The sequence below is a fragment of the Streptomyces sp. H39-S7 genome, from assembly GCF_027158205.1.
Lineage (GTDB): Bacteria > Actinomycetota > Actinomycetes > Streptomycetales > Streptomycetaceae > Actinacidiphila.
The window spans coordinates 179,300-204,789 of record NZ_JAPVLU010000006.1 but is presented as its reverse complement, the minus strand read 5'-3'; the positions used below and the strand labels follow the sequence as shown (position 1 = coordinate 204,789).

The 25,490-nt window shown below is 73.1% G+C and carries 19 protein-coding genes and 1 pseudogene; 15 read left to right on the top strand and 5 right to left on the bottom strand.

The window, feature by feature from the left end; genetic code table 11:
* Positions 1 to 14: 14 nt before the first annotated feature.
* On the bottom strand, positions 15 to 998 hold the full coding sequence (locus O3X23_RS08235) for a TAXI family TRAP transporter solute-binding subunit (RefSeq protein WP_269270531.1): 984 nt from the start codon (positions 996 to 998) through the stop codon (positions 15 to 17).
* Between the two features lie 173 nt (positions 999 to 1,171).
* Between O3X23_RS08235 and miaB the strand changes: the two genes are divergently transcribed.
* Positions 1,172 to 2,656: a tRNA (N6-isopentenyl adenosine(37)-C2)-methylthiotransferase MiaB gene (gene miaB, locus O3X23_RS08230; protein WP_269270530.1), complete on the top strand. Its 1,485-nt coding sequence runs from the start codon at positions 1,172 to 1,174 to the stop codon at positions 2,654 to 2,656.
* Between the two features lie 88 nt (positions 2,657 to 2,744).
* Positions 2,745 to 3,473: a class III extradiol dioxygenase subunit B-like domain-containing protein gene (locus O3X23_RS08225; RefSeq protein ID WP_269270529.1), complete on the top strand. Its 729-nt coding sequence runs from the start codon at positions 2,745 to 2,747 to the stop codon at positions 3,471 to 3,473.
* 76 nt (positions 3,474 to 3,549) lie between these two features.
* On the opposite strand, the gene O3X23_RS08220 is transcribed toward O3X23_RS08225, so the two are convergent.
* Positions 3,550 to 3,813: a hypothetical protein gene (locus O3X23_RS08220; protein WP_269270528.1), complete on the bottom strand. Its 264-nt coding sequence runs from the start codon at positions 3,811 to 3,813 to the stop codon at positions 3,550 to 3,552.
* 194 nt (positions 3,814 to 4,007) lie between these two features.
* On the opposite strand from O3X23_RS08220, the gene miaA reads away from it, so the two are divergent.
* The 6 genes from miaA (at position 4,008) to hflX (ending at position 12,093) form a co-directional block, all read left to right on the top strand.
* Positions 4,008 to 4,958, top strand: a complete 951-nt coding sequence (gene miaA / locus O3X23_RS08215) for a tRNA (adenosine(37)-N6)-dimethylallyltransferase MiaA (protein ID WP_269270571.1) — start codon at positions 4,008 to 4,010, stop codon at positions 4,956 to 4,958.
* 106 nt (positions 4,959 to 5,064) lie between these two features.
* Positions 5,065 to 5,523 (top strand): hypothetical protein, encoded by a 459-nt coding sequence (locus O3X23_RS08210; protein WP_269270570.1) that lies wholly within the window; start codon positions 5,065 to 5,067, stop codon positions 5,521 to 5,523.
* A 48-nt stretch (positions 5,524 to 5,571) separates the two neighbouring features.
* Positions 5,572 to 6,468, top strand: coding sequence for a diaminopimelate epimerase (dapF, locus tag O3X23_RS08205; protein ID WP_269270527.1), 897 nt, complete (start codon positions 5,572 to 5,574; stop codon positions 6,466 to 6,468).
* 229 nt (positions 6,469 to 6,697) lie between these two features.
* Complete coding sequence (locus O3X23_RS08200; RefSeq protein ID WP_269270526.1) at positions 6,698 to 8,875, top strand: RelA/SpoT family protein; 2,178 nt, start codon at positions 6,698 to 6,700, stop codon at positions 8,873 to 8,875.
* Between the two features lie 159 nt (positions 8,876 to 9,034).
* Positions 9,035 to 10,507 carry a M1 family metallopeptidase gene (locus O3X23_RS08195; protein ID WP_269270525.1) on the top strand — a complete coding sequence of 491 codons (1,473 nt, stop codon included), beginning with the start codon at positions 9,035 to 9,037 and terminating at the stop codon, positions 10,505 to 10,507.
* Between the two features lie 80 nt (positions 10,508 to 10,587).
* Complete coding sequence (hflX, locus tag O3X23_RS08190; protein WP_269270524.1) at positions 10,588 to 12,093, top strand: GTPase HflX; 1,506 nt, start codon at positions 10,588 to 10,590, stop codon at positions 12,091 to 12,093.
* An 84-nt stretch (positions 12,094 to 12,177) separates the two neighbouring features.
* On the opposite strand, the gene O3X23_RS08185 is transcribed toward hflX, so the two are convergent.
* A complete protein-coding gene (locus O3X23_RS08185; protein WP_269270523.1) occupies positions 12,178 to 13,338 on the bottom strand; it encodes a trypsin-like serine peptidase in 1,161 nt (386 codons plus the stop codon).
* A 202-nt stretch (positions 13,339 to 13,540) separates the two neighbouring features.
* Here O3X23_RS08185 and O3X23_RS08180 point away from each other — a divergent pair, with 202 nt between their 5' ends.
* The 5 genes and pseudogenes from O3X23_RS08180 (at position 13,541) to O3X23_RS08160 (ending at position 20,118) form a co-directional block, all read left to right on the top strand.
* On the top strand, positions 13,541 to 15,007 hold the full coding sequence (locus O3X23_RS08180; RefSeq protein ID WP_269270569.1) for a diaminobutyrate--2-oxoglutarate transaminase family protein: 1,467 nt from the start codon (positions 13,541 to 13,543) through the stop codon (positions 15,005 to 15,007).
* A 75-nt stretch (positions 15,008 to 15,082) separates the two neighbouring features.
* Positions 15,083 to 16,923: pseudogene (locus O3X23_RS08175) on the top strand (IucA/IucC family protein).
* Between the two features lie 30 nt (positions 16,924 to 16,953).
* A complete protein-coding gene (locus O3X23_RS08170; RefSeq protein WP_443047799.1) occupies positions 16,954 to 17,643 on the top strand; it encodes a GNAT family N-acetyltransferase in 690 nt (229 codons plus the stop codon).
* A gap of 86 nt (positions 17,644 to 17,729) precedes the next feature.
* Complete coding sequence (locus tag O3X23_RS08165; protein WP_269270521.1) at positions 17,730 to 19,526, top strand: IucA/IucC family protein; 1,797 nt, start codon at positions 17,730 to 17,732, stop codon at positions 19,524 to 19,526.
* A 79-nt stretch (positions 19,527 to 19,605) separates the two neighbouring features.
* Positions 19,606 to 20,118 carry an FHA domain-containing protein gene (locus O3X23_RS08160; RefSeq protein WP_269270520.1) on the top strand — a complete coding sequence of 171 codons (513 nt, stop codon included), beginning with the start codon at positions 19,606 to 19,608 and terminating at the stop codon, positions 20,116 to 20,118.
* On the opposite strand, the gene O3X23_RS08155 is transcribed toward O3X23_RS08160, so the two are convergent.
* Entirely contained in the window at positions 20,096 to 21,352 is a 1,257-nt protein-coding gene (locus tag O3X23_RS08155) for a serine/threonine-protein kinase (protein WP_269270519.1), read from the bottom strand. The genes O3X23_RS08160 and O3X23_RS08155 overlap by 23 nt on opposite strands.
* A 103-nt stretch (positions 21,353 to 21,455) precedes the next feature.
* Here O3X23_RS08155 and O3X23_RS08150 point away from each other — a divergent pair, with 103 nt between their 5' ends.
* On the top strand, positions 21,456 to 23,528 hold the full coding sequence (locus O3X23_RS08150) for an ATP-dependent DNA helicase (RefSeq protein WP_269270518.1): 2,073 nt from the start codon (positions 21,456 to 21,458) through the stop codon (positions 23,526 to 23,528).
* A gap of 67 nt (positions 23,529 to 23,595) precedes the next feature.
* Here the strand turns inward: O3X23_RS08150 and lexA are convergent, their stop codons facing one another.
* The gene (lexA, locus tag O3X23_RS08145; protein WP_269270517.1) at positions 23,596 to 24,366 is read right to left on the bottom strand and encodes a transcriptional repressor LexA; all 771 of its coding nucleotides are present in this window, start codon (positions 24,364 to 24,366) and stop codon (positions 23,596 to 23,598) included.
* A gap of 561 nt (positions 24,367 to 24,927) precedes the next feature.
* Here lexA and nrdR point away from each other — a divergent pair.
* Complete coding sequence (nrdR, locus tag O3X23_RS08140; protein WP_269270516.1) at positions 24,928 to 25,440, top strand: transcriptional regulator NrdR; 513 nt, start codon at positions 24,928 to 24,930, stop codon at positions 25,438 to 25,440.
* The last annotated feature ends 50 nt before the right edge of the window (positions 25,441 to 25,490 follow it).

The following is a 25,490-nucleotide window of genomic DNA, read 5'->3' as shown; positions in this document are numbered from 1 at the left end:
CGCCAGGAACTGGCCTACGGTTTCACCGACCGGTAGTAGCGCCGGGCGCCTTCGTGCAGCGGAAGCGGGTCGGTGAAGACGGCGGTGCGCAGGTCCACCAGCTGTGCGGCGTGGACCTTGTTGCCGATCTCGTCGCGGCTGTCGATGACCGCGCGGGTGAGCCGTTCGACGAGTCCGGTGTCCGCCCGGTCGGTGGTCACCAGCAGGTTGGCGACGGCTATGGTCGTGACGGCCGTGCCGTGCTGCATCGTCGGATAGGCGTCGGCGGGCATCACCGCCTGCCGGTAGTAGCCCGTCGGGTCGCCCTTGGAGTGCAGCCTGTCGACCAGGTCGCCCAGCTGGACGAGCTTGACGTTGCTGGTGGCCGCCAGATTGGTCACGGTGTTGGTCGGCAGGCCGCCGGACCAGAAGAACGCGTCCAGTTTGCCCGCCGTGAGCATCCCGGGCGCCGTGTCGATACCGACCGGCACCGCGGTGAGGTCCTTGGCGGGGTCCAGTCCGGCCGCGTCGAGCAGCCGGCGGGTTATGAGGTTCACGCCGGAGGCCGCCTGGCCCACGCCGACGCGCTTGCCGCGCAGATCGCGGGCGGAGCCGATCGCCGAGTCCCTGGGGACGATGAGCTGCATGTAGTCGTCGTACAGCCGCGCGCAGGCGCGCAGCCGGTCCTTGCCGGGGCCCTGGTAGTCGGCGACCGCGTCGGCGGCGGCGATCGTGAAATCGGCCTGCCCCGAGGCGACGCGCCGCACGTTGTCGACCGAGCCCTGGGACTGCAGGAGGTTCACCGGCACCCCGGGCAGCTCGTCCCGCAGGTCGGTCTTGAGCATCTTCCCGTAGGTCTCGTACACCCCGGCGGCCACGCCGGTGGAGAACGAGACCGGATCCTTCGGATACGAGGGACCGCGGGACGGCAGCAGCCACCACAGGAGCAGCGCGAGTGCGGCGGCGGCCGCGAGGACCGACTGCAGCGTGCGGCGTCTGCCGATGTGGGGGACGTTCATGGTCCGGATCCTGCCAGGCGTGCGCCGTCGTGGGTAGGGCCGCCCCCGCCGGCCCGTGCCGCGGGGCGCCTCCCCGGTGTGGCACGGGGGGCGGGCGGGGCCGGAGGGGCGGGGGCCGCCCGCGGCTCCCGGTACCCCTGAGCCCCCCGTACCCTGGTCGGGTGAGCGGTGAGGTGGCTGGTTTGAGGACATACGAGGTCCGCACCTACGGGTGCCAGATGAACGTGCACGATTCGGAACGGCTGTCCGGCCTGCTGGAGGGCGCGGGCTATGTCCGTGCGCCCAAGGGGGCGGACGGGGCGGATGTCGTGGTCTTCAACACCTGCGCGGTGCGGGAGAACGCTGACAACCGGCTCTACGGCAACCTCGGCCAGCTCGCCCCGCAGAAGGCGGCCCGGCCGGGCATGCAGATCGCGGTCGGCGGATGCCTCGCGCAGAAGGACCGCGACACCATCGTGAAGCGGGCCCCCTGGGTCGACGTGGTCTTCGGCACCCACAACATCGGCCGGCTGCCGGTGCTGCTGGAGCGGGCCAGGATCGCCGAAGAGGCGCAGGTCGAGATCGCAGAGTCGCTGGAGGCGTTCCCCTCCACGCTGCCGTCCCGCCGCGAGTCCGCCTACGCCGCGTGGGTCTCGGTCTCGGTGGGCTGCAACAACTCCTGCACGTTCTGCATCGTGCCCGCGCTGCGCGGCAAGGAGGAGGACCGGCGGCCCGGCGACATCCTCGCCGAGGTGGAGGCGCTGGTCGCCGAGGGTGTCGTCGAGATCACCCTCCTCGGGCAGAACGTGAACGCGTACGGCTCGGGCATGGGCGACCGCGAGGCGTTCTCCAAGCTGCTGCGGGCCACCGGACAGATCGAGGGCCTGGAGCGGGTGCGCTTCACCTCCCCGCACCCGCGTGACTTCACCGATGACGTGATCGCCGCCATGGCCGAGACGCCGAACGTGATGCACCAGCTGCACATGCCGCTGCAGTCCGGTTCCGACACCGTCCTCAAGGCGATGCGCCGCTCGTACCGGCAGGACCGCTACCTCGGCATCATCGAGAAGGTGCGCGCGGCCATGCCGGACGCGGCCATCTCCACGGACGTCATCGTGGGCTTCCCGGGCGAGACCGAGGCGGACTTCGAGCAGACGATGCACGTGGTGCGCGAGGCGCGCTTCGCGCAGGCGTTCACCTTCCAGTACTCCAAGCGCCCCGGGACCCCTGCCGCCGACATGGACGGGCAGATCCCCAAGGAGGTCGTCCAGGAGCGCTACATGCGGCTGTCCGCCCTCCAGGAGCAGATCTCCTGGGAGGAGAACAAGAAGCAGATCGGCCGCACGCTGGAAGTCCTGGTCGCCGAGGGTGAGGGCCGCAAGGACAAGGCCACGCACCGGCTGTCCGGCCGTGCGCCCGACAGCCGCCTGGTGCACTTCGAGAAGCCGGCGGGCACCGACCCGCGCCCCGGTGACATGGCCACGGTGGAGATCACCTACGCGGCCCCGCACCACCTGCTCGCCGAGCGCCCCGCGCTCTCGGTGCGGCGCACCCGGGCCGGCGACGCGTGGGAACTGCGCAACGCCGCGCCCCAGGTGCCGGCCGGCGTGATGCTCGGACTGCCGACGATCGGCGCGCCGGCGCCGCTGCCCGTGGTGGAGAGCGGCTGCGGGCTCTGACGGCGGCGGCCTCTGACGCGGCGCGGGGCCGTGCCGGACGCCCGGCCCGGTCCTGCGGAACCATGATCGGCGCGGTTAGGCTGCGGACATGCTCGTAGCCGCCGCAGTCTGCCCGTCCGCCCCGCTCCTCGTACCCGAGGTCGCGGCCGGTGCCGCCTTCGAGCTGGACACGCTGCGCGCCGCGTGCGCCGACGCGATCGGGGTGCTCGCGGCGTCCCGCCCCGACCGGCTGGTGGTGATCGGCCCGGCGGAACATCCCGGCCGCGGGCGGCACCACGAGGGCGCGCGGGGCTCGTTCCGCGAGTTCGGCGTGGACCTGGACGTGCGCCTCGGCTCAGGACCCGCTCCCGCCGCCTCGGCGGAGGACACCGGGGCCGACCGTCCGCTGCCGCCCTCGCTGGCCGTCGCGGCCTGGCTGCTGCGCGGCTGGGCCGCCGCTCCGCTGGAGGGCCTGGGCGTGGGCGAGTCGCTCGAACAGGACCGCTGCGCCGCCACCGGCGCCATGATCGCGACGACGGCGGACCGGGTCGCGCTGCTGGTGATGGGCGACGGCAGCGCCTGCCGCACCCTCAAGGCCCCCGGCTATCTCGACGAGCGCGCGGAACCCTTCGACGCCTCGGTCGGCGCCGCACTGGCCGCCGCCGACACCGGGGCACTGGCCGCGCTGGACACGGAACTGGCGCAGGAGCTCCAGGCGGCCGGACGCGCCACCTGGCAGGTCCTCGCGGGCGCCGCGCAGGGCGCGGGCCTGGCCGGGCAGCTGCTCCACGAGGACGCCCCGTACGGCGTCGGCTACTTCGTCGCCACGTGGACCTAGTCCCCGTCGGCCGGGGACGGTCGCCGGAAGGCCGAGGGGCCGGAGCGCCCGCGGCCTTCCCGCACACTCCCAGCCCCTAGGCGCGGGCGCCCTCTCCGGCCTCGCTGTCGGCGGCGTCCGCCGTGGACTGCTGCTTGGGGATGCCGACGGGCTCCGCCGCGCCGGCGGCCGCCGGCTCCGCGTCCGGTTCCACGACCCCGTCCGCCCGCGCGTCCCGTTCCGCTGCGACGGGCTCAGCTACCGCCTCGGCGTCCTCCGACTCCGCCGTCCGGGTGACGGACTCCACCGGCTCGGTTGACGGATCGGCCGCCTGACGTCGAAACCATCCGAAAACGCCCATTTTTACTCCAGCCCATACTCGTGAGGTCGAAATCCCGCGTTGCCCGGGGCACGTCGTTGCGCCGCACGGGTCCGGCCGGTCCGAGGAACCTGGATCCGGCCTGCGGAATCTCTCCAGAGGCAACGAGTGCGGCGGCGCCGCGTCACGTCCCTCGATCGTGAGGGGGTCCGGAGGTTTGGGAGACTGGACCCGTGCTGCACTCTCCCGGGGAGCGACCCCCCGTACTTCCGAGCAAAGATCTCGTCATCGCCGTCGTCGGCCCCACCGCGGCCGGCAAGTCCGATCTGGGCGTGGCCCTCGCCCAGGCCCTGGACGGCGAGGTCGTCAACGCCGACTCCATGCAGCTCTACCGGGGCATGGACATCGGCACCGCCAAGCTGGCCACCGACGAGCGCCGCGGCGTGCCGCACCACCTGCTGGACATCTGGGACGTCACCGAGGCCGCGAGCGTCGCCGAGTACCAGCGGCTGGCCCGCGCCGAGATCGACCGGCTGCACGCGGCCGGGCGGACTCCGGTGCTGGTCGGCGGCTCCGGGCTGTATGTGCGCGGCGCCATCGATGCGCTGGAGTTCCCGGGCACCGACGCCGCCGTCCGGGCCCGCCTGGAGGCGGAGCTCGCCGAGCGGGGCGCGGCGGCGCTGCACGCCCGGCTGGCCGCGGTCGACCCCGAGGCGGGCCGGGCGATCCTGCCCAGCAACGGCCGGCGGATCGTCCGGGCGCTGGAAGTGGTGGAGATCACGGGCAAGCCGTTCACGGCCAATCTGCCGGGCCCGGACTCCATCTACGGCACCGTCCAGATCGGTGTCGACGTGCCGCGGCCCGAGCTCGACGAGCGCATCGCGCTGCGCGTCGACCGGATGTGGGACGCGGGGCTCGTGGACGAGGTGCGGGAGCTGGAGGAGGTCGGGCTGCGGGAGGGCCGCACCGCCTCACGCGCGCTGGGCTACCAGCAGGTACTCGCCGCGCTCGTGGGGGAGTGCACCGACGAGGAGGCGCGCGCCGAGACCGTCCGGGCCACCAAGCGCTTCGCCCGGCGGCAGGACTCCTGGTTCCGCCGCGACCAGCGGGTGCACTGGCTCTCCGCGCGCGGCCCGGAACTCACCGATCAGGCGCTGACGTTGGTCGAAGCTGCGGTTACAGCCTGATCACGTGATGGCATCGGGACGCCTCAGCGTGATGAGACGGCCACGCGGGCGTGCCATCATCGAGCATCGAGTTACCGGCGTCGGAGATGGGGGAGGGCGCGTGGCGATGGAAGCCGGTCCCCAGAACTCCTCACCCGACCACTCCACCGAGATGGAGTCACGGCTCGGGACGGACGCGCTGATCGAACCCGGGACGCTGATCGACCCGGAGGGCCTGATCGAGCCGGAACTCGTTCCGGTGGAGCTGCGGCCGCAGCGGCGGCTGCGCATCTGGCAGCTCGCCCCGATAGTCGCCCTCGGTGTCGGCGGCTCCCTGATGTTCGCCTTCCCGCTCGCCTTCGAGTTCGGTGACGGCGGCGCGGTCGTGGCCATGCTCGGCCTGCTGCTGAGCTCGTGCTCCGCGGGCTGGGCCATCATGGCCGCCCGCCGGGTCGGCTACACCTGGCCGGGACTGCCGGCCCGCGGCTCCGGCCGCCGCGCCGACTGGCGCTACGTCGTCGCGTACACGCTGATCAGCGCTCTGCTGGTGGTCCTCGCCGTCTGGCGCGTCGCCCGCCTGCGCTGAGCCCCGGCCGGACGGGCGTCCTCCAGCGGTGGCCTTAGGCTTGTCCTTGTGACCACCACGCAGCAGGGCCTGTCCTTCCTCAAGGGCCATGGCACCGAGAACGATTTCGTGATCGTCCCCGACGCGGACGGCAGCGTCGAGCTGTCCGCGTCGGCCGTCGCGCGGCTGTGCGACCGCCGGGCGGGCATCGGCGGCGACGGGCTGCTGCGGGTCGTGCGCTCCGCTGCCCACCCGGAGGCCGCCGCCATGGCCGGCGAGGCCGAGTGGTTCATGGACTACCGCAACAGTGACGGCAGCATCGCCGAGATGTGCGGCAACGGCGTCCGGGTCTTCGCCCGGTACCTGCAGCGCGCCGGGCTGACCGGCGCCGGCGACCTGGCCGTCGCCACCCGGGCGGGCGTCCGCCGGGTGCACATCGCCAAGACGGACCCGGACGGCACCCTGGGCGAGATCACCGTCGGCATGGGCCGCGCCGCCCTGCCCGAGGGGCAGGTGACCGTCGCCGTGGACGGCCGAAGCTGGCCCGCGCGCAACATCAACATGGGCAATCCGCACGCCGTCGCCTTCGTCGACAGCCTGGACGACGCGGGAAACCTGTACGCGGCGCCCGCCGTCACCCCCGCCGCCGCGTACCCGACGGGCGTGAACGCGGAATTCGTCGTCGACCGCGGTGAGCGCCACGTGGCGATGCGCGTCCACGAGCGCGGCTCCGGCGAGACCCGCTCCTGCGGCACCGGCGCCTGCGCCGTCATGGTCGCCGCCGCCCGCCGCGACGGCGCCGACCCGGCCGTCACCGGACGGCCCGTCACCTACACGGTGGACGTCCCCGGCGGCCGTCTGGTGATCACCGAGCGCGCCGACGGCGAGATCGAGATGACCGGACCAGCCGTCATCGTCGCCGAGGGAGTCGTCGACGGGGCGTGGCTTGACGCCCCGTCTGCCTGACGGTCCGCCAGCATCCGAAACCCTGACGGGAATCGGACTCCTGAGCGACCTTTCCGAACTGGCCTCCCGTACTGTTTTCCCGCACTTGTTCCCTCGAACGGGTGATGGCGATCACTCTGGACGAGAGCACGGCTGCCGCACGTGGTGGGCTCGGTAGCATCAAGCACCGGCGCGGCCCCCATTCTCCGTGGAGGCGCCCGCCGCCGGGTGACGCTGCCGGAGGTGCCCGATGAGCGCGGACAACGCAGTGGATGCCGCCCCCGCCCCCGACGACGAGGGCCGCAGGCGCGGACTGCGCCGCATCGACCTGCGCAGGCTCGGGCGGGCGGCGCTGCTCGGCCCGGGCGGCCGGGAATGGGGCCTGCCCGCCGGCGGCCGGGGCCAGCGGGTGCCGGGCGCCATCGAGCACCTCGCCAAGGTGCACCGGCTGCGCCATCCCGGCGTCGGTGCGGCCGGCATCGAGACGCTGCGCCGCGCGTATCTGCTCGCCGAGTCCTCGCACCGCGGCCAGATGCGCAAGAGCGGCGAGCCGTACATCACGCATCCGCTCGCGGTGACGCTGATCCTGGCCGAACTCGGCGCCGAGACAACGACCCTGACGGCCTCTCTGCTGCACGACACCGTCGAGGACACGGAAGTGACACTCGATCAGGTGCGGGAGGAGTTCGGCGAGGAGGTCTGCTACCTCGTCGACGGCGTCACCAAGCTCGAACGCGTCGACTACGGCGCCGCCGCCGAGCCCGAGACCTTCCGCAAGATGCTCGTCGCCACCGGCAGCGACGTACGCGTCATGTCGATCAAACTCGCCGACCGGCTGCACAACATGCGCACCCTCGGGGTGATGCGCCCCGAGAAACAGGCGCGCATCGCCAACGTCACCCGGGACGTGCTCATCCCGCTCGCCGAACGGCTGGGGGTGCAGGCCCTCAAGAGCGAGCTGGAGGACCTGGTCTTCGCCATCCTCCACCCCGAGGAGCACGCCCGCACCCGCGCGATGATCCTCGCCAACGCCGCCCGCCCCGACCCGCTGGCGGCCGTCGCCGACGCCGTGCGGGCCGTGCTGCGCGAGGCCGGGATCGCCGCCGAGGTCGCCATCCGGCCGCGGCACGCCGTCTCCGTGCACCGGGTGCTGCTCAAGCGCGGCGCGGACGAACTGGGCGGCTGCGAGTTCGGACGGCTGCTGGTGCTCGTCGGGGAGGACGCCGACTGCTACGCCGTCCTCGGTGAGCTGCACACCTGCTTCATCCCGGTGATCGCGGAGTTCAAGGATTTCATCGCGGCCCCCAAGTTCAACCTGTACCAGTCGCTGCACACCGCTGTCGCCGACGAGGAGGGCCGGATCGCCGAAGTCCTGGTCCGCACGCGGCGGATGCACCGGGTCGCCGAGGCCGGCGTCATCGCGCTGGGCAATCCGCACACCGTCGACGAGCCCCCGCAGGCCGCCGACGGCGAACGCGTCGACCCCACCCAGCCGGGCTGGCTGTCGCGCCTGCTCGAATGGCAGCGCGACGCCCCCGACCCCGACACCTTCTGGACCGCGCTGCGCGCCGACCTCGCCCAGGACCGCGAGGTCACCGTCTTCTCCGCGCACGGCGGGGACACCACCGGCACCATCCGGCTGCCCGCCGGGGCCAGCTGCGTGGACGCCGCCTACGCGCTGCACGGCGAGGCCGGCCACTCCTGCGTCGGCGCCCGCGTCAACGGCCGCCTCGCGCCGCTGCGCAGCAAGCTGCGGGACGGCGACATCGTGCAGATCCTGCTGGACGAGTCCGGCGCCTCGGGGCCGTCCGCCGACTGGCTGGAGCACGTCCGCACGCCGGCGGCCCGCATCGCCGTCACCCGCTGGCTGGAACTCCATCCGGTGCCGCCCGCCGACGAGGAGCCCGCCGCGCGCGCGGAGCGCCCCGCGCACACCGCGGACACCGCGGCCGACGACGAGCCGGTCGCCGTCACCGACCTGGCGGGCGCCGCCGTCCGCCTGGCGCGCTGTTGTACGCCGGTGCCGCCCGACGAGGTGACCGGCTTCGTCATCCGCGGCGGCACGGTCGCCGTGCACCGCGAGGAGTGTCCGACGGCGTTCCGGATGACCGGTTCCGGACGGGAGCCGGTCCCCGTGCGGTGGCGGGGCGGCCGCCCCGCCGGGGCCGGGTTCCGCGCCACCCTGCTCGCCGAGGCGCTCGGCCGGCCGCGGCTGCTCGCCGATCTCACCGAGGCCATCGCGGGCGAGGGCGTGGGCATCGTCTCCGCGTCCGTCGAACCCCCGCAGGAGCACCGGGTGCGCCACACGTACACCGTCGAACTGCCCGACGCGGAGGCCCTGCCGGCGCTGATGCGCGCCATGCGGTCGGTGGCCGGCGTGTACGACGTCTACCGGGCCCAGCGGGTGATCGCCGCCGCCCGGCGATGACCGGCAGGGGACGACGGTCCGGTCCTTCCCGGTCCGATCCGGGCATTCCCGGTCCGGTACGGTCGGGTTCCGCCCGGCCGGCGCGGCGGACCAGGGCCGATCGGGTGCACTGCTGCGCGTCGCGCGTTCCGGGGCGCCGCCCCCTGATAGCGGTAGCGCATGATCCCCATCACGCCGCGCAGCGGCGCCGTGCTGGCGGCCTTCGCCGCCGTACTGACCCTGACCGCGGCGGACCTGCCCGGCGACCCCGTCGTATCGGTGTCAGGACTCGGTGACCGGCTCTATCCCGATCTCGGCAACCCCGGCTACGACGTGGCCGCCTACGACCTCTCCTTCGACTACCACGGCCGGGACCGGCCGCTGGACGCCGTCACCCGCATCAGGGCCCGCGCGCTGGCGCCGCTGACCGGGTTCCACCTGGACTTCGCCGCGGGAACGGTCTCATCGGTGCAGGTCAACGGGGTTCCGGCGAGCTACCGCCGGGAGCGCGAGGAGCTGATCGTCACCCCCGAGGAGCCGGTGCCGGCAGGCGGCGAGCTGCGGATCACCGTCGCGCACACCAGCGATCCGCGCACGGCGGACTCCGGCTGGGTGCGGACCGCCGACGGGCTGGCGATGGCCAACCAGGCCGACGCCGCGCACCGCGTCTTCCCCTGCAACGACCATCCCTCGGACAAGGCCGCCTTCACCTTCCACGTCACGGCCCCCAAGGACCTCACCGTGGTCACCAACGGCGTCCCCGACGTCGTCCCGGCGCCGGCGCCCGCCTCCGCTCTCACCTGGACGTACCGTCCCGCCGACCCGATGGCCACCGAGCTGGCCCAGGTCTCCGTCGGCCGCTCGGCCGTACTGCACCGCGCCGGCCCGCACGGGCTGGTGCTGCGCGACGTCGTCGGGGCCGCCGACCGCGACCGGCTGGAGGCCCGGCTCGCGATGACCCCCGGGCAGATCGAGTGGATGGAGGGACAGGTCGGCCCCTACCCGTTCGAGACGTACGGGATCCTCAGTGCCGACACCACCACCGGCTTCGAGCTGGAGACGCAGACCCTCTCGCTCTTCGAGCGCCGCGTCCTGCTCGCCCCCGAGGCGGCGGCCGCCCCGCTGATGCTGCACGAGCTCGCCCACCAGTGGTTCGGCGACAGCGTCACCCCCGCGGCCTGGTCGGACCTCTGGCTCAACGAGGGGCACGCCACCTGGTACCAGGCGCTGTACGCCGAGCAGAAGTACGGCGTCGGTCTCGACGAACAGGTCCGTACCGCCTACGAGGGCGACACGCAGATCCGCGCGGCGGACGGCCCGCCCGCCGCCCCGAAGGTGCCCAAGCCGGGCAAGCTGGGGATCTTCCGGACCAACGTCTACGCCGGCGGCGCGCTCGTCCTGTACGCCCTGCGCCAGGAGATCGGCGCCCCCGCGTTCCAGCGCCTGGAGCGTGCCTGGGTGGCCCGCCACCGCAACGGGAACGCCTCGACGGCCGACTTCACCGCCCTCGCCTCCGAGGTCGCGGAACGGGACCTGGGCGGCTTCCTGCACCCCTGGCTGTACGGCGCCGTCACCCCGCCGATGCCCGGCCACCGCGACTGGGTGGCCGGCTCCGCCGGCGCCCGTACGGCGGCGGTCGTGAAACCCGCGTGACCGGCGGCGGCGGGCGTGCGACCATCGTAGGGACGGACAACACGCCCGTCCCCTTCCCAGCCGATCGACCAAAGGATCCAATGACCTCCTCTTCCTCCTCTTCGGACGACCGCCAGCGCCTCCCCGAGAGCCTTCGGGCCGACGCCCTGATGGAAGAGGACGTCGCCTGGAGCCACGAGATCGACGAAGAGCGGGACGGTGCTCAGCTCGAACGTTCCGAGCGCGCCTCGCTGCGCCGTGTCGTGGGCCTCTCCACCGAGCTGGAGGACGTCACCGAGGTCGAGTACCGGCAGCTCCGTCTGGAGCGCGTCGTACTCGTCGGTGTCTGGACCTCCGGGACGGTGCACGACGCGGAGAACTCCCTCGCGGAGCTCGCCGCCCTCGCGGAGACCGCCGGCGCCCTGGTCCTCGACGGCGTGATCCAGCGCCGCGACAAGCCGGACCCGGCCACGTACATCGGCTCGGGCAAGGCCAAGGAGCTGCGGGACATCGTCCACGAGACGGGCGCCGACACGGTCGTCTGCGACGGTGAGCTCAGCCCCGGCCAGCTCATCCAGCTCGAGGACGTCGTCAAGGTCAAGGTGGTCGACCGCACCGCCCTGATCCTCGACATCTTCGCCCAGCACGCCAAGTCCCGTGAGGGCAAGGCCCAGGTCTCGCTCGCGCAGATGCAGTACATGCTGCCGCGCCTGCGCGGCTGGGGTGCCTCGCTCTCCCGCCAGATGGGCGGCGGCGGGTCCAGCGGCGGCGGGGCCGGCGGTGGTGGCGGCATGGCCACCCGCGGTCCCGGTGAGACCAAGATCGAGACCGACCGGCGCCGCATCCGCGAGAAGATGGCGAAGATGCGCCGGGAGATCGCGGAGATGAAAACCGGCCGCGACCTCAAGCGGCAGGAACGCAAGCGCAACAAGGTGCCGTCCGTCGCGATCGCCGGATACACCAACGCGGGCAAGTCCTCGCTGCTCAACCGGCTCACCGGCGCGGGAGTGCTGGTGGAGAACACCCTGTTCGCCACCCTCGACCCGACCGTGCGCCGGGCCGAGACGCCGGGCGGTCGGCTCTACACGCTGACCGACACCGTCGGGTTCGTCCGGCACCTGCCGCACCACCTCGTCGAGGCGTTCCGCTCCACCATGGAGGAGGTCGCGGAAGCCGACCTCATCCTGCACGTGGTGGACGGCTCGCACCCGGTCCCGGAGGAGCAGCTCGCCGCCGTGCGGGACGTCTTCCGCGAGGTCGAGGCGCTCAAGGTGCGCGAGATCGTGGTGATCAACAAGGCGGACCTGGCCGACCCGCTCGTCCTGCAGCGCATGCTGCGGAACGAGAAGCACGCCATCGCGGTGTCCGCCCGCACCGGCCAGGGCTTCGACGAGCTGCTCGCGCTGCTCGACGAGGAACTGCCGCGGCCCGAGGTCGAGATCGACGTCCTCGTGCCGTACAGCCAGGGCGCGCTGATCGCCCGGGCGCACGCCGACGGCGAGGTGCTCTCCGAGGAGCACACCGGCGAGGGCACGCTGCTCAAGGCGCGGGTGCACGAGGACCTGGCCGCCGAGTTCGAGTCCTTCGCGCTCGTCACCAAGCCCTGAGCTCGCCCGAGCACCGACCGGTTCGCCGGAGCGCATGAGGAAGGGCCCGCCCCCCCCAGGGGGCGGGCCCTTCCTTCGGTTGCCCTACTTGAATTGCTTGCTCACCTTGTCGTACACGGCCTTCGCCTCGGCGCCCAGGTGCGGGCCCGCCAGCCAGGTCGCCGTGACCGGGCCGATCGAGGTGTTGCTGATCAGCGCCACCTCACCGTTCGGCTGCTTGGCGTACCAGCCGCCGCCGGACGAACCGCCGGTCATCGTGCAGCCGAGCCGGTACTCGGTCGGCTGGTCGGCGAAGATCGACAGCCGCCCCGCCTTGCCCGTGCAGTTGTACAGCCGCTGGCCGTCGAAGGGCGGCGCGGCCGGGTAGCCCCAGGCGCCGATGTTGCCGATCTTCGTCACGGAGGGGGCGTTGAACCACACCGGAAGGGCGGAACCGACCTTCTCCTCCAGCGACTTGGTGCCGCTCGCCTTGTCCGGGGCCACGTGCAGCACCGCGAAGTCGTACGGGGAACCCTTGCCCCCGGTCTCCGCGCCGTTGGCGATCCACTGGTCGGAGGTGGCGGCGCCGTCCGCCCAGAACACGCCCAGGGGCGCGAGCTGGTCGCGCTTGGCGCCCTTCAGCTGCGCCGCGGTCTTCCCCGCGTCGTTGTAGGACGGGACGAAGATGACGTTGCGGTACCAGCCGCCCGCGCCACCCGCGTGCACGCAGTGGCCCGCGGTCCACACCAGGTTGGACTTGCCCGGGTGGGCGGGGTCCTTCACCACGGTGCCGGAGCAGACCATCGAGCCCTTGGGGCCGTCGAAGAAGATCTTCCCGTCGCCGGGCCCGTTCTCGTGGTACGGCGCCTCGACGGCCTTGGCCTTGTTGACGGCGGGCACCGGGTCGGTCTTGCCCTTGTCGGCCGCGACGTCGTCGGGCACCTTCTTGTCGTTCTGCTCCGCGCCCTTCATCCGGTCGTCGTCCCACAGACCGTCGATGACCGGGTTGATGAACTCGGAGGCCTTGCGCAGCCACTGGTCCTTGTCCCAGTTCTTCCAGGCCCCGTCCCGGTACGCCTTCTTCCACTTCTCGAGGTCCCCGAGGCTGGTGGGCAGGGCGGAAGGGAGCTTCGGGCCGTCCGTACTCGGGACCGAGGCGCTCGGCTGGGGATCCGCCTTGTCGTCGGACGGCCCGCAGGCGGTGGCCGACACCGCGAGCAGGGCCGCGACCGCGGCGGCGGCCAGTGGCCGGCTTATGGATGGCATGGGCTGTGTCCCCCTGGTGGTGGTACGGCAATTCGGCCCCGGCGACGGGGCGGGTCCCCACTATGCCGGGTGCTGTGGGGGACGGTGTGCGGCGGGTCCGCGGTTCCGGCGCGAAAGATCTGCCGGCCGACCGTGATCGGACCAGGGGCGCGTCGTTAGTGCGGACAGGGACGTCAAGCGGAGGAGTGAGCACGTGGCCGCCATCCAGAGCCTGCCGGGCCAACTGACGGCTTCGGCGGACGACTTCGCGCCGGGGGAGGGAATCCTGCGGCGGCAGTCGCAGCGCGAGTCCGCGGCCCGCACCTACGCCCGCTCGCTGCCGGTCGTCCCGGTCAGGGCCCGCGGGATGACGGTCGAGGGCGCCGACGGCCGCCGCTATCTGGACTGCCTGTCCGGCGCGGGGACGCTGGCGCTCGGGCACAACCACCCCGTCGTCCTGGAGGCGATCCGCGCGGTCCTGGACTCCGGCGCCCCGCTGCACGTCCTCGATCTGGCGACGCCGGTGAAGGACGCCTTCACCACCGCCCTGTTCGAGACGCTGCCGCCGGAACTGGCCGCCCACGGGCGGGTGCAGTTCTGCGGACCCGCCGGCACGGACGCGGTCGAGGCGGCCATCAAGCTCGTGCGCAACGCCACCGGCCACGGCGGGCTGCTGGCCTTCACCGGTGCCTACCACGGCATGACCGCCGCCGCGCTGGCCGCGACCGGGGACACGGCGGCGCGCGCCACGGTCGGCGAGGCCGACGCGCGGGTGACCCGGCTCCCGTACCCGTACGACTACCGCTGCCCGTTCGGCACCGGCGGCGACCGCGGGGCGGAGCTGTCCGCCCGGTGGACGGCCAGCCTGCTGGACGACCCCAAGGGCGGCGTCCAGCCGCCCGCCGGAATGCTGCTCGAAGTGGTGCAGGGCGAAGGCGGCGTGATCCCCGCGCCCGAGGCGTGGCTGCGCCGGATGCGGGAGATCACCGCCCGGCGCGGGATCCCGCTGATCGTCGACGAGGTGCAGACGGGCGTCGGCCGCACCGGCACCTTCTGGGCCGTCGAGCAGAGCGGGATCGTGCCCGACGTGATGGTGCTCTCGAAGGCGATCGGCGGCAGCCTCCCGCTCGCCGTCATCGTCTACCGGGAGGAGCTGGACACCTGGCGGCCCGGCGCCCACGCGGGCACCTTCCGGGGCAACCAGCTCGCCATGGCGGCGGGCACCGTCACCCTGCGGTACGTCCGCGACAACGGCCTGGACGTGCGGGCCGGCGCCCTGGGCGACCGGATGACGGCCCGGCTGCGCGGACTGGCCGCGCACCATCCGTGCGTCGGCGACGTGCGGGGCCGGGGGCTGATGATCGGCCTCGAACTCGTCGACACCGAGGCGGAGCCCGACGAGTACGGGTCGCTGCCCGCCGCGCCGCGGCTCGCCGCCGCCGTGCGGCAGGAGGCGCTGCGGCGCGGGCTCATCATCGAACTCGGCGGCCGGCACGGCAGCGTCGTCCGGCTGCTCCCGCCGCTCACCATCACCGACGAGCAGGCCGAGGCGGTGCTCGACCGGCTCGCCGACGCCATCGCGGCGGCCGAGCGGGCGGTGGCCGGAAACGGCGGGGCCCCCGGCGCGCCCGTCACCCCTGGGGTCTCCGGTGTGTCCACCGGCGCCGCAGAGGTGGAGGATCGCACATGACGAGCTCCTCGGGCCACGGCTGATGTACCCCCAGACCTCCGGGCCGACGGGCCCACCGACCCACGGAGTACCGGCATGACCGTATGCCCCGGCACGAACGCCGATCCCGGCGCCGACAGCACAGCGGGTGCGGCAGGCGCCGTCCCCCAGGACGCGCCGACCGTCCCCGTCCTGGTCGGCACGGCCGTCCAGGACGGCCCGTCCCACGTGCCTCCGCAGTCGCGGCGGTCGCTGCCGTCGCCGGCCGGGCCCGATCCCCTCGAAGCGGCCGACGCCCACGCGGCGGCCGACGCGGCGTCGATCGAGAGCCTGCTGCGCTGCTGGGTGCGCGAGACCGCGCTCCGATCCGGCACTGGTCCGCGACCGGGCACCACCGGTTCGGCCACGTACGGCTCGCCCTCGCCGACCAGGCGCCGCTGACCGCCGTCTGCCTGGCGGCCCTGCTGGCGCGCGAGGCCGGCACGGACCCGGCCGAGGGCACGGACCTCGTCGGCAGGGTCGCCGACTCGGCCCGCTGCACGGCCCGGTTCATCACCGACCGGCGGGAGCGTCCCGCGGCGCCCGCCACCACGGACCCGTTCCTCGAAACCGAGCAGTCACTCCTCCTGGGCCACCCCCTGCATCCCACGCCCAAGGGCCGGGAGGGGCTCTCCGAGGCGGAGGCCCGCGCCTACTCTCCCGAACTGCGCGGCTCCTTCCCGCTCCACTGGTTCGCCGTCGACCGCTCCCTCGTTGCCACCGACTCCGCCTGGACCGAACGCGGCCGCACCGTCCCCGCCGAGCAGCTCCTCACCGCCCTCGCGGGGCCCGGCCTCGAACTCCCGGACGGCGCCGCCGCCCTGCCGCTGCACCCCTGGCAGGCCCGCGAGGTGCGGCACCGGCCCGGGGTGCGGGAACTGCTCGCTTCCGGACGGCTGCGCGACCTCGGCCCGCTCGGCGACCCCTGGCACCCGACGTCCTCCGTGCGGACGGTCTACCGGTCCGGCGCCCCGGCCATGCTGAAGCTCTCGCTGGCGCTGCGCATCACCAACTCCCGCCGCGAGAACCTCCGCAAGGAGCTGCGACGGGGCACCGAGGTCCACCGGCTGCTGCGCAGCGGACTCGCCGAGCAGTGGCGCGCCGCGCACCCCGGCTTCGACATCGTCCGCGACCCGGCGTGGCTCGCGGTGAACGCGCCCGACGGGGAGCCGCTGCAGGGCCTGGACGTGGTGCTGCGGCACAACCCGTTCGGCCCCGCCGACCGGGCCCACTGCCTGGCCGGCCTCACGTCGCCGCGCCCCTGGCCGGGGCTGCCCGCGCCCGCTCTGCGCTCGCGGCTGGCCGATCTGATCGGCCGGCTCGCGGCCCGGACCGGGCGTCCGGCCGCCGCCGTGGCCACCGAGTGGTTCCTGCGCTACCTGGACACCGTCGTCCGTCCCGTCCTGTGGCTCGACGGAGAGGCCGGGGTCGCCCTGGAGGCCCACCAGCAGAACACCCTCGTGCTGCTCGACCCGGACGGCTGGCCCTCCGGCGGCCGCTACCGGGACAACCAGGGTTACTACTTCCGCGAGTCGCACCGGGCCGCGCTGGAGCGGCGGCTGCCGGGGATCGGCGCGCAGAGCGACACCTTCGTCGAGGACGCCGTCGCCGACGAGCGCTTCGCCTACTACCTCGGCATCAACAACGTCTTCGGCCTGATCGGCGCCTTCGGCTCCCAGGAGCTGGCCGGCGAGGGGCTGCTCCTCGCCGCCTTCCGCCGGTTCCTCGGCCAGGCGGCGGCCACCGGACGCTCCCGGCTGCCCGGACAACTGCTCGGGGCCGCGACACTGCGCTGCAAAGCGAACCTGCTGACCCGGCTGCACGGTATGGATGAACTCGTCGGCCCGGTCGACACCCAGTCCGTCTACGTGACGATCCGCAATCCGCTGGCCGCCTGAGCGGTCCGACCAGGAGAGGAGGGAGCCGTGCTGCCGCCCGCCGACTCCACCACCGAGGACACCCTGGACCTGAAACTGTCCGACGAAGTCCTCGCCCTCTTCAACGCGCCGGATCCGCGGCGCTCCACCGGGGCCCCGGGCGCGGACGGCGGCCTGCTCGACGGCGTCGCCGGCTGGGGGCCGGTGGCCACCCGGGCGGGCACCTTCCAGCTCGTTCCCGCGACCGTCGAACGCGATCTGCCGATGATCGCCGGCTGGATGAACGACCCGGCGGTCGCCGAGTTCTGGGAACTCGCCGGAGAACCGCGGATCACCGAGCGGCATCTGCGCGGGCAGCTCGACGGGGACGGCCGCAGCGTCCCCTGCCTCGGCGTCCTGGACGGCACCCCCATGAGCTACTGGGAGATCTACCGGGCCGATCTCGACCCCATCGCCCGCTACTACCCCTCCCGCCTCCATGACACCGGGGTGCACCTGCTCATCGGGGTCGTCGACGACCGGGCGCGCGGTCTGGGCGGCACGCTGCTGCGCGCCGTCGCGGACCTCGTCCTCGACCGCCGGCCGGCGTGCGCGCGCGTCATCGCGGAACCCGATCTGCGCAACACCCCCTCCGTCGCCGCGTTCCTCGCCGCGGGGTACCGGTTCTCCGCGGAAGTGGAGCTGCCGGACAAACGGGCGGCTCTGATGATCCGCGACCGCGCCGTGCGGCATCTGCTCTGACCGCCACTTCCCGACCCCCTGGGCCCATCGAGACCTCCGCCGATCCCCGTCCGCAGCCGCGCCGTCCCCGCAGAGGAGCACCGACCATGCCCATCCACTCCCCGCTCCGAGGCACCGGCTGGCAGGTCGCCGGCCGCCGCATGCTGGCCAAGATGCTCGCCGAGTACGCGTACGAGGCCGTCATCACCCCGGAACCGGACCCCGACGCCGGTCCCGTCGCCGACGCGGCCTCCGGGAGCGGGGACGGCGCGTCGCCCTACCGGCTGGCGCTGCGCGACGACGTCGTCTACCGGTTCCGCGCCCGCCGCGGCGCCTACGGCAGCTGGTACGTGGACGCCGGCTCCATCACGCCGACCGGCGACCCGCTGCACTTCCTCGCCCACGCGCACGACACCGTGCTGGACCTGCCGGGCGACACCACGGGGCATCTGATCCGCGAGCTCCTGGCGACCCTCGCGGCCGACGTCCGCCTCGACGCCACGGCGGTCACGGCCGCCGAGCTCGCCGCACTCGACTACGCGGATGTCGAAGGCCATCAGACCGGCCACCCCTGGCTCGTCGCCAACAAGGGCCGGCTCGGCTTCTCCGCCGCCGACGCCGCGCACTGGGCTCCCGAAGCCCGTCGGCACCACCGCCTTCCCTGGATCGCCGTCCACCGCGACCTCGCCCAGTACCGGGGCGTCGCCGCCCTCGACACCCCCGAGCGGCTCTACGCCGAAGAACTCCCCCCGGACGTCCGCGCCGCCTTCGCCCGCACCATTACCGACCAGGGCCGCGACCCCGCCGACCACCTCCTCTTACCCGTCCACCCGTGGCAGTGGGAGGAGACGATCGCGCCCCTGTTCGCCGCCCATCTCGCCGACGGATCCATCCTGCCCCTCGGCACTGACAACGACCTGCGGCTGCCCCAGCAGTCGATCAGGACCTTCCTCAACACCAGCCGCACGGACCGCCGCACGGTCAAGCTGCCGTTGTCCGTCCTCAACACCCTCGTCTGGCGCGGGCTGCCCACCGAGCGCACCCTCGCCGCCCCCGCCGTCACCGCCTGGGTGCACGGGCTGCGGGACGCCGATCCGTTCCTGCGGGACGAGACCCGGGTGATCCTGCTCGGCGAGGTCGCCTCGATCACCGTCGAACACCCGCTGTACGACCGGATCCCCGGCGTGCCCTACCAGTACCGCGAACTCCTCGGCTGCATCTGGCGCGAGCCGCTGACCGGCCGGCTCGGCCCCGGCGAGCGGGCCCGTACGCTCGCGGCGCTGCTGCACACCGACCGGTCAGGACGCTCCTTCACCGCCGAGCTCGTCGAACGCTCCGGTCTGGCGCCGTACGTCTGGCTGCGGCACCTGTTCGCGAGCCTGCTGCCCCCGCTGCTGCACTTCCTGTACCAGTACGGGACGGTCTTCTCCCCGCACGGGGAGAACGCGATCGTCGTCTTCGACGAGCACGACGTCCCCGTCCGGCTCGCCGTCAAGGACTTCGTCGACGACATCAACGTCTCGGCGGAGCCGCTGCCGGAACACGACGCGATGCCCGCGGACGTCGGCGCGGTACTGCTCACCGAACCCCCGTCCTTCCTCACCCAGTTCATCCACTCCGGGCTCTTCATCGGGGTCTTCCGCTACCTCGCGCCGCTGTGCGAGGACCAGTTGGGCGTCCCGGAGAGCGTCTTCTGGTCCCTGGTCCGCGAGACGGTCCTGCGGCACCAGGACCGCTTCCCCGAGCTGAAGGAGCGCTTCGCGACCTTCGACCTGCTCACCCCACGGATCGACCGGCTCTGCCTCAACCGCAACCGGCTGCACCTCGACGGGTACCGCGACCGTCCCGACCGCCCGCACGCGGCCGTCCACGGCACGGTCCGCAACCCCCTGAGCGGCCCCTGAAACCCGCCTCGCGCTCCACGCCCGGAAACGGGTGGGGATACCGTGTCGGGAGACCACGGGAGCGGGAGGCGGGGGCGCGATGCACCACGGTGATGACGACGGCGCCGGCCGGCCCTGCCCGGAGTGCGGCCTGGCCGGCGCGGTCTCCGGCCAACTCGTCTGCCGGGGCTGCTACGTACCGTTCGCCCTGATGGCGGCTCCCGCGCCGGCGGCCGTTCCGTCGGCGGTGACGTTGACGCTGCCGCCACAGGTGCCGGTGCCGGGCATCACCCGCCGTGACGCGCCCGGCCGGGTGCTGCGGCTCGTCTTCCCCGACGGCGCGGCCGTCATCGAACCGGGCGGCCGCATCCGGCTCGGCCGGGATCCGCAGCAGTGCCCGTCCGTGCGCTTCCTCGTCGGCCGCGACAACCTGTCCCGGCTGCACGCCAGCGTCGGCGTCGACCCCGACGGCTCCGCCTGGATCACCGACGAGGGCTCGACCAACGGCACCTTCGTGCGCGGCACCCGGATCACCGCGGGCGAGCGCGTGGCGCTGCGCCCGGGCGACGCGCTGCGGCTGGCCGCCGACGTCACCGCACGGGTGGAGTCCTGACCGCCGCGTAGGACGTCACGCAGCGCGCCAGCGGGTGGTCCGGGCCCAGCGCCGCCGCCGTACGCGCCGACAGATCCGTCAGCCGGCGGACGACCGTGGCCGGGCCGTTGAGCCCCTCCAGGACCCGCGCCCGGCCGAACAGCGCGGCGAACGCGGCGGGCTCGCTCTCCCCGCCCGACCGGCTGAGCTGCTGGTACAGATTCCAGTAGCAGCGGTCGGCGTCGGGGAACCGGCCCGCCGCGAGGAGCCGTTCCGCCTCCTCCAGCCGCGACCAGGCGGTGATGTCCTGCGGCCGGCGGTCCAGCACGGTCGGCGTCCGGGGCAGGTCCTGCCGCGGAGCCTTCGCGGGCTCCGGAAGTCTCCGGGACGGCGCGGGCCGGAGCGCCGCGCGCAGCCGCTCCGCGGTCTCCGCGGCACCGGCCGGCCGGTCCGCCGGGTCCTTGGCGAGCAGCGCGTGCACCACCTCGGCGACCGCGGCGGGAACCCCGGGACGGCGGGTGATCAGCTGCTCCGGCGCCTCGTGCACATGCAGGTACGCATACCCGACGGTGTTCCCCGCGGAGAAGGGCGGAGCCGCCGCCAGCAGCGCGTAGAGGACGCACCCCAGCGCGTACAGGTCGGCCTGGCCGGTCACCTCGTGGCCCAGCGCCTGCTCGGGGGAGAAGTACGGCGGGGAACCCAGCATGGACATCGGCCCGGTGTACCGGGTGACGTTCGCCCCCCGCTCCGCGACCAGCCCGAAGTCACAGATCTTGACGATGCCCCGTGGCAGCAGCATCAGGTTCTCCGGCTTGATGTCCCGGTGCACCAGCCCCTGGCCGTGCGCGTGCTCGAGACCCGCGCAGATCTGGATGCCGTAAGCCACCACCTCGGCGACCGGCAGGGCGCCCCGCTCCGCCAGGACCTGCCGCAGGTCCTGGCCGCGCAGCAGCTCCATCACGATGAACGGTGCGCCGGAGTGCTCGCCCGCGTCATGGACGGCGGCCACGTTCGGGTGGCTGAGCCGGGCCGCGGCCGTCGCCTCCCGGCGGAACCTGCCCTGCCGCGCGGACCGCTCACCGTCCGCCCACTCGGGGCGAAGCGTCAGCACCTTGACCGCCACCTGCCGGCCGAGCGCCTGGTCGCACGCCGAGTACACCTGTCCGAAGCCGCCGCCACCGAGCGCGACCTCCAGCCGGTACCGGCCGTTGAGAACGGTTCCCACGCCGATATCCCCGGCCGACTCGAACGACATGCGCCAGAAGTTAGCACCGGGTGCCGGATCGCGTACGACGAACGATCAGCGCGTCCAGGGGCGGGACCGCGTTGTCAGTCCGCCCCCTTAGTCTGGTTTCCCTATGACGAAGCCCGCCCTCACCGAACTCCTCCACGCAGCCGTCACCGCCGTCGGCGGTGTGGAGCGCCCCGGCCAGGTCACGATGGCCCAGGCCGTCGAGACCGCAGTGGACGACAGCGCCCATCTGCTCCTACAGGCCGGCACCGGTACCGGAAAGTCCCTCGGCTACCTGGTCCCCGCCCTCGCCCACGGCGAGCGGGTGGTGGTCGCGACCGCCACCCTCGCCCTGCAGCGGCAGCTGGTCGAGCGCGACCTGCCGCGCACCGTCCAGGCGCTGAAGCCGCTGCTGCGCCGCGAGCCGCAGTTCGCCATGCTCAAGGGCCGGTCGAACTACCTCTGCCTGCACCGCCTGCACGAAGGGGTGCCGCAGGAAGAGGAGGACGGTCTCTTCGACGTCTTCGAAGCCGCCGCGCCCACCAGCAAGCTCGGCAAGGACCTGCTCCGGCTGCGCGACTGGGCGGACGCGACGGAGACCGGCGACCGCGACGGCCTCACCCCCGGTGTCTCCGACAAGGCCTGGTCGCAGATCTCCGTCACCTCGCGCGAATGCCTCGGCGCCACGAAGTGCGCCTATGGCGCGGAGTGCTTCGCCGAGGCGGCCCGCGAGCGCGCCAAGCTCGCGGACGTGGTTGTCACCAACCACGCCCTGCTGGCCATCGATGCGATCGAGGGCGCGCCGGTGCTGCCCAGCCACGAGGTGCTGATCGTGGACGAGGCGCATGAGCTGGTCTCCCGCGTCACCGGCGTCGCGACCGGCGAGATCAGCCCCGGCAGCGTCAACCGCGCCGTCCGGCGGGCCGCCAAGCTCGTCAACGAGAAGGCTGCCGACGCGCTCCTCAGCGCCTCGGAGGGGTTCGAGCGGCTGATGGAGCTGGCGCTGCCCGGCCGCCTGGAGGAGATCCCGGAGGACCTCGGCTTCGCGCTGGCGGCGCTGCGCGACGCCTGCCGCCAGGTGATCACCGCGATCGGCGAGACCCGCGACAAGTCGGTCCAGGACGAGAACGCGGTGCGCAAGCAGGCGCTCGCCTCGGTCGAGCACGTCCACGAGGTCGCCGAGCGCATTGTGCAGGGCTCCGAGTACGACGTGGTCTGGTGCGAGAGCCACGACCGGTTCGGCGCGTCGCTGCGCGTCGCCCCGCTCAGCGTCTCGGGCCTGCTGCGCGAGAAGCTCTTCACGGACCGTTCCGTGGTGCTCACCTCCGCCACCCTCCGGCTCGGCGGCGACTTCAACGGGGTCGCGGCCTCGCTCGGACTGGCCCCGGAGGGCGTCGAGGGCGAGGACGTGCCGCCGTGGAAGGGCATCGACGTCGGCTCGCCCTTCGACTACCCCAAGCAGGGCATCCTCTACGTCGCCAAGCACCTCGCCCAGCCGGGCCGCGACAGCCGCCGCGAGGACATGCTCGATGAGCTCGCCGAGCTGATCCAGGCGGCGGGCGGCCGCACGCTGGGGCTGTTCTCCTCCATGCGGGGCGCCCAGGCGGCGGCCGAGGAGCTGCGGGGCCGGCTCGACAACCCCATCCTGCTGCAGGGCGAGGAGACGCTCGGGGAGCTGATCCGCACCTTCTCGGAGGACGCGGCCACCTGCCTGTTCGGCACGCTCTCGCTCTGGCAGGGGGTGGACGTGCCGGGGGTGAACTGCCAGCTGGTGGTGATGGACCGGATCCCGTTCCCGCGCCCGGACGACCCGCTGATGAGCGCGCGGCAGAAGGCGGTGGAGGAGCGCGGGGGGAACGGCTTCATGTCGGTGGCCGCCACGCACGCGGCGCTGCTGATGGCGCAGGGCGCCGGCCGGCTGATCCGCGCCTCGGGTGACCGCGGCGTCGTCGCCGTCCTGGACCCCCGGCTGGCGACCGCGCGGTACGGGAGCTTCCTGCGGGCCGGAATGCCGGACCTCTGGTACACCACCGATCGCAACCAGGTGCGCCGCTCGCTGGCGGCCATCGACGCGACGGCGAACGCCATCGCCGAGACCGCGGAAGCGGTGGAGGAGGCAGCGGCGGAGGAGGCGGTGACCGGCGAAGCGGTGACCGGCGAGGCGGCCGTGGCCGCGGAGGACGTGGCCGCCGCAGGGTGACGCGTCCGGACATGGCAGGGCCCCGGAACCGGCGCAGAGGTCCCGGGGCCCGGTCGTGAGGGGTCGTTCAGACCCGGCGCAGTACCGCCACCACCTTGCCGAGGATCGTCGCCTCGTCACCGGGGATGGGCTGGTACGCGGAGTTGTGCGGGAGCAGCCAGACATGGCCGTCCTCGCGCTTGAAGCGCTTGACGGTCGCCTCGCCGTCGAGCATCGCGGCGACGATGTCGCCGTTCTCGGCGACGGGCTGACGGCGGACGGTGACCCAGTCCCCGTCGACGATGGCGGCCTCGATCATCGAGTCGCCGACCACCTTGAGGACGAACAGCTCGCCGTCACCCACCAGCTGGCGGGGGAGCGGGAAGACGTCCTCGACCGATTCCTCGGCGAGGATCGGCCCGCCGGCGGCGATCCGGCCGACGAGCGGCACGTACGACGCGGACGGCTTGCCGGTGGTGTCGGTCGGCTGCGAGTGCGTGGCGTCGGAGCCGCGGACCTCGTAGGCGCGCGGGCGGTGCGGGTCGCGGCGCAGGAATCCCTTGCGCTCCAGCGCCATCAGCTGGTGGGCGACCGAGGAGGTGCTGGACAGGCCGACGGCCTGGCCGATCTCGCGCATGGACGGCGGGTAGCCGCGGCGCTGCACCGAATCGCGGATCACTTCGATGACCCGGCGCTGGCGGTCGGTGAGGCCGGAGCTGTCCGCACGGATCCCGGGCGGGCGGCCCGGGAGGGAGCGGGCGGGCTTGGGCGTTTCGTCGTTCATGGCGTCCATCGGGCCGAGCCGATCCTGGGAGCGGTCCTGGGCGGTCAATGCTGCGGTGTCTGCGGTGGTGGTCACGGCGGCCCCTCTCGAGATGTTCTCCCTGTGACAGACGCTTCGCAGACTGCCCGGCGGCAAGGTCTCCACGTCCTACGACCGCACCACATGGGTGCGGTCGGCCCGCTCAACTGTCGCGGACAGTTAGTACAACGGTAGTGGGTTTCGAAAGGTTGCGCCAAACACACGTTCGAGTGAAATTTTGTAAATCACCTGACGTGATCAAGGTATCGGGTGTATTGATCGAACGGTAATTCGATTACCAGGTGGGGGCCGGGGCCCTCCGCGACCAACGCCCCCAGTGTCGCACCACCGCCCTCCCATCCCGTCCAGGCGCGACGTCACGTATGCTCCGACGCGCCGCGCCGCCGCGACACGCGGAATGACGCGCTTGGGACTTTGGCACCAGATCTAGTGGTTAAGTAAGTGCCAGCCACCACCGGTAGTGGTCCCCGGGGCTCAACACCTCAAGGGATCGCCTATGCTTGGGGCTGTTCCCAGGGGTTGCGACCAGACCCCGGGGGCGTCATCGTCGTGCGCTCAGCCGCCGGTTTGGGCTGAATGAAGGAGGGGATAGGGAACATGCACTGCCCCTTCTGCAGACACTCCGACAGCCGTGTGGTGGACAGCCGCACCACGGACGACGGCACCTCGATCCGCCGTCGTCGCCAGTGTCCCGACTGCGGCCGCCGCTTCACCACGGTGGAGACGGCGTCCCTGATGGTGATCAAGCGCAGCGGCGTCACGGAGCCCTTCAGCAGGGACAAGGTCATCGCCGGCGTCCGCAAGGCATGCCAGGGCCGCCCCGTCACCGAGGACGCGCTCGCCCAGCTCGGGCAGCGGGTCGAGGAGGCGGTCAGGGCGACGGGCAGCGCCGAGCTCTCGACCCACGACGTGGGACTGGCCATACTCGGTCCCCTGCAGGAGCTCGACGTGGTCGCGTACCTGCGCTTCGCCTCGGTCTACCGGGCCTTCGACTCGCTCGAGGACTTCGAGGCCGCCATCGTGGAGCTGCGCGAGCAGCTCCCACCCACGAACCTTCGCGGGCTCGACGAGGACCTCGGGGTCCCCGCGCCCGTCCCCGCCGCTGACTGACCGAGCGGCCGATCAGCGGCGGTACCCACAGATTTGCCGAGGCGCGCTGC

Bases quoted from the DNA above. Each gene is read 5' to 3' on its own strand.
- O3X23_RS08235 (WP_269270531.1), bottom strand. From the start codon at position 998: ATGAACGTCCCCCACATCGGCAGACGCCGCACGCTGCAGTCGGTCCTC.
- O3X23_RS08225 (WP_269270529.1), top strand. From the start codon at position 2,745: ATGCTCGTAGCCGCCGCAGTCTGCCCGTCCGCCCCGCTCCTCGTACCC.
- O3X23_RS08220 (WP_269270528.1), bottom strand. From the start codon at position 3,813: ATGGGCGTTTTCGGATGGTTTCGACGTCAGGCGGCCGATCCGTCAACC.
- O3X23_RS08210 (WP_269270570.1), top strand. From the start codon at position 5,065: ATGGAAGCCGGTCCCCAGAACTCCTCACCCGACCACTCCACCGAGATG.
- O3X23_RS08200 (WP_269270526.1), top strand. From the start codon at position 6,698: ATGAGCGCGGACAACGCAGTGGATGCCGCCCCCGCCCCCGACGACGAG.
- O3X23_RS08195 (WP_269270525.1), top strand. From the start codon at position 9,035: ATGATCCCCATCACGCCGCGCAGCGGCGCCGTGCTGGCGGCCTTCGCC.
- hflX (WP_269270524.1), top strand. From the start codon at position 10,588: ATGACCTCCTCTTCCTCCTCTTCGGACGACCGCCAGCGCCTCCCCGAG.
- O3X23_RS08185 (WP_269270523.1), bottom strand. From the start codon at position 13,338: ATGCCATCCATAAGCCGGCCACTGGCCGCCGCCGCGGTCGCGGCCCTG.
- O3X23_RS08165 (WP_269270521.1), top strand. From the start codon at position 17,730: ATGCCCATCCACTCCCCGCTCCGAGGCACCGGCTGGCAGGTCGCCGGC.
- O3X23_RS08160 (WP_269270520.1), top strand. From the start codon at position 19,606: ATGCACCACGGTGATGACGACGGCGCCGGCCGGCCCTGCCCGGAGTGC.
- O3X23_RS08155 (WP_269270519.1), bottom strand. From the start codon at position 21,352: ATGTCGTTCGAGTCGGCCGGGGATATCGGCGTGGGAACCGTTCTCAAC.
- O3X23_RS08150 (WP_269270518.1), top strand. From the start codon at position 21,456: ATGACGAAGCCCGCCCTCACCGAACTCCTCCACGCAGCCGTCACCGCC.
- nrdR (WP_269270516.1), top strand. From the start codon at position 24,928: ATGCACTGCCCCTTCTGCAGACACTCCGACAGCCGTGTGGTGGACAGC.